The 714-nt window shown below is 58.7% G+C and carries 1 pseudogene; it reads right to left on the reverse strand.

The window, feature by feature from the left end:
- A pseudogene (locus AC1D1X_RS24975) lies at nt 1-714 on the reverse strand (hypothetical protein); the annotation flags it as partial.

A 714-nucleotide genomic window follows, 5' to 3' on the forward strand; every position in this document is an offset into this window, starting at 1 on the left:
CTTCAACACCCACTGTCGAGTTGCTCACAATCACTTCATCACTGGCATGCAGGCAAGCATGCAAGGGCATTTCCATCGTCGATATCCGAATACGGCCCTGCGCCATATCAGGCAGAACTGCGGCAGGCTCGCTTGGGTGGCGCCTGATCCATAGCGCCAACTGCGGATTACGTATGACCGCCTCTATCAGCGCAATTTCTATCTGGCGCGGAAACTGCACGTCGCCGCTGCCGGAGATACCCGGAATATGCGGCGGCTCCGGTGAAGACGCGTAAAGACACAGGTGCAACCCGTCATGGTTCATTTCCGTTCGCAAGTCCTTGCCCCGATTCATGACTTCGGGCGTATTGATGCTGTCAAAGGCCGGGTTGCCGGTGACGTGCACCTCCGCGGCGCGGCGGCCGGCAACTATCAGCCGCCGCTGCACATTGCTGTTGATCACGCACAGCGCATTCGCATAATCTGCCTGCACCAGTGTTTCCTGCTCCCAAATGCCCAGTAAATCGACAAGACAAACAGCAGGGATGCCCATTTTTCGGGCCACCTGGATGGCGGCTTGCTCGGCCCGCGGCGAATTGGTGGCGACGACCAGTTCGGGCTGGAAAATATTCAAGGCACGCTCAAGCGCATCCAGAGGCAAAAACGCCTGACGGCCGTATTGGCCATACTGCACGGCCGCCTCGGAGACACCCAAACGCGCCTCGAGGTCTGCAT

This window comes from Polaromonas sp. P1_G4, assembly GCF_056405475.1.